This is a genomic window from bacterium, from assembly GCA_035527515.1.
Classification (GTDB): Bacteria; B130-G9; B130-G9; order B130-G9; family B130-G9; genus B130-G9.
The window spans coordinates 1-3,132 of sequence record DATLAJ010000077.1 but is presented as its reverse complement, the minus strand read 5'-3'; the positions used below and the strand labels follow the sequence as shown (position 1 = coordinate 3,132).

The following is a 3,132-nucleotide window of genomic DNA, read 5'->3' as shown; positions in this document are numbered from 1 at the left end:
ATGCTCTTGGGTCAGCCTCCGAATACTCATTTTGCTTTGTATCTGCTGATCCTATTTGTCTGGACATACGTCCCCTTCTTCCTCGGCCGACTGGTAAGCCGACTACGAAGCCAGCACTAAAGCCATTCCTTCGTGTCCTCCAGCCCGCCCCGATCCGTCGGGGTGCCTCCGTGTTTGGCGCTTTTCCAGCATTGCATCACGACCTCTCGTGTGCTAGAATACGCCATACACTATGAGTGAAGTTAAATCCATTCTTGCCACCGACTGCGGGAGCACCACGACCAAGGCCATCTTAATTGAGAAGCAGGGCGACGAGTACCGCCTCGTCGTCCGAGGCGAAGCCCCCACGACCGTCGAGGCGCCATTCGATGACGTCACGGTGGGTGTACTGAATGCGGTTCGCGAAGTCGAAGAGCTGGTGGGCAGGAGTATCCTGCCCGATGGGGGGATGGGGCGAGGGGGTGATGGGGAGAAGATCATCGTTCCCTCGAAAGATGGTAAGGGTGTTGACATGTACCTCTCTACCTCCAGCGCGGGCGGCGGCTTGCAGATGACGGTCGCGGGGGTCGTGAAGTCCATGAGCGCCGAGAGCGCCGAGCGAGCGGCCCTGGGCGCAGGCGCGATCATCATTGACGTCATCGCCGTTGACGACGGCCGCAAAGAATTTGAGAAAGTCCAGCGCATCCGAGAGCTTCGCCCGGACATGATATTGGTCTCCGGCGGCACGGACGGCGGCACGGTCACCCACCTGGTCGAGATCGGCGAGATGCTTGTCTCGGCCGACCCTCGTCCCAGGCTTGGAATCGGGATCAAGCTCCCGGTGATCTATGCCGGCAACAAGGAGGCCGCCGAGGCGGTTCGCCAGGTCATCGGCGACAAAGTTGACCTCAAGGTGGTGGACAACCTCCGACCCGCCCTCGATCACGAGAACCTTTATCCGGCTCGAGAGGCCATCCACGAGCTGTTCCTCCAGCACGTCATGCAGCAGGCGCCCGGCTACAGCAAACTCATGACCTGGACGAGTTCCGGGATCATGTCCACTCCGAACGCAGTCGGTAAGATCATCCAGACAATCGCCGATCAGGAGCAGATGAACGTGCTGGCGGTGGACATCGGCGGCGCGACGACCGACGTGTTCTCCGTCTTTGGCGGAGTGTTTACCCGAACAGTGAGCGCGAACCTGGGCATGAGCTACTCGATCTGCAACGTCCTCGCCGAGGCAGGGATCGCCAATATTCGGCGATGGATCCCATTCGACATTGACGAGTGGACGCTCCGAAACCAGCTTCGAAATAAGATGATCCGCCCGACGACCATCCCTCAGACCCTGCGTGACCTCTATGTGGAGCAGGCCGTTGCGAGGGAGGCGCTCAGGCTGGCGTTCATCCACCATAAATCCCTCGCCCGCGAGCTGAAGGGTGTTCAGCAAACCAGGACCATTGGCGACGCGATAAGTCAGGAAGGCACGGGCAAGACGCTCGTTCATCTGATAGACCTGGACATGATTGTCGGGAGCGGCGGCGTCCTGAGCCATGCCCCGAAGCGCGAGCAGGCGGCCCTCATGATGCTGGATGCCTATCAGCCCGAGGGGGTCACGATGCTGGCGGTTGACTCGATTTTCATGATGCCCCAGCTCGGGATACTCTCCGAAGTCATGCCCGAGGCGGCGCTCCAAGTCTTCAACCGCGACTGCCTCATCAAGCTGGGGACTGCGATCTGCCCGGTCGGCACCTGCAAAGAAGGGCAAATCGCAGCTACGCTGGCGATTCAACGTTCAACGTTCAACGTTCAACGTTCAACTTCCAACCAAGAAACCGGAATGATGGACGAGGAGCGGTTCGACATCCCATTCGGAACTGTGAAAGTCATCCCACTCGGGGTCGGCGAGAAGGCGAATGTCACCATCACCCCGGCAAGGGGCTGCGATATTGGGCTTGGCAAGGGCAAGCCACACTCCGTTGAGGTCGAAGGCGGGGTTGTGGGGCTCATCATTGACGCCCGCGGCCGCCCGCTCAATCTCCCGGCGGAGGATGAAAAGAGGATAGGTAAACTGAAGGAGTGGCTGGAGGCTTTCGGACTACCGGAAGGTTAACCGCCGATGAACACAGATGATTCTGGCACATCAATCGAAATAGGGAAACTCAAGATAACTCGAAATGTGGGCGTTGTGTTGCTTGGCTTCGCGATGGTATACGCTGCTGGCATTTCGGCGCTCGTGTGCTTATGCCCGGGTTTGCGTGAAATGCCTGCATTCGCTAAGTGCGCGCTCATCGGGGGCCTGGTTTTCGGTCCGCTTGCCTACTTTGCTTGGCGGCTTAGAGGATTCCTCGCTGTATTGTTCCTGCTCTTGCAGATCGTGACAGTGATCAAGCTCTTCTTTGGCATCTGGGAGAAGGTTGCTGTACTGCGAAAAGTTGATGAGGCGTTACGGCGAGGGAGGGCCGTAATGATATTTGCCCTATGTCAAGTAGGGATGATTATCCTTGCCTTATGCATTGGGGGGAACAGGCTGGCCGCTTGGGGGATTCTTTGCCTCCTCCTTCTACTCAACTTCTATCTAATGACCACATATGCCCGGTGGTTGAGCAACCCTCTGCAAACAGTTGTGCGGCTTTACAGAGAGTATGATCGGCAGGCCAGAGAGAAGGCGGAGACCGCTGCTAAGGAGCAAGGGGCCGACTCTCGTCGGAATCGAGACTGGATGATCAAGCAGCATGAGTTCATCCGTGGACCGGTGCTCGATGCAATATGTACCCGATCGTTTCTTGGAACAACATTCGTTTCAAGCTTCATGCTTTTGGTTGTGGTGGCAGTGTTCACCTTCGCAGGCGTATTTAGATGTATAAGCCTACTCCAGCCTGCAAGCTTTACGAATCTGACAGCTACGGACGTTTGGGGATATCCGTATTTCAGTGCCGTTACGATTTTAACGATTGGATATGGGGATATAGCGCCTCACCTCGCGCTGGCGAGGCTTGCTGTCGTACTGGAGGGGTTGACTGGCGTTGCTCTGCTGATACTCGCCGTCCTAACCTTCTCCGTTGTATCCGTCCAGAAATGGGACGAGTACACGGCGCAAGTCAGGTCGGAAGCCGGTTCCCTAAGCTTAGCATTATCATTTGACCCGCGTAG

At 57.3% G+C, this 3,132-nt stretch carries 2 protein-coding genes; both read left to right on the top strand.

The window, feature by feature from the left end:
- Positions 1 to 232: 232 nt before the first annotated feature.
- Entirely contained in the window at positions 233 to 2,092 is a 1,860-nt protein-coding gene (locus tag VM163_05850) for a glutamate mutase L (protein HUT03396.1), read from the top strand.
- A 6-nt stretch (positions 2,093 to 2,098) separates the two neighbouring features.
- Positions 2,099 to 3,132, top strand: a 1,034-nt coding sequence (locus VM163_05845) for a potassium channel family protein (GenBank protein ID HUT03395.1), incomplete at its 3' end; no start/stop codon positions are given.

Excerpts from the sequence above, each read along its gene's own strand:
- VM163_05850 (HUT03396.1), top strand. The coding sequence starts at position 233 with ATGAGTGAAGTTAAATCCATTCTTGCCACCGACTGCGGGAGCACCACG.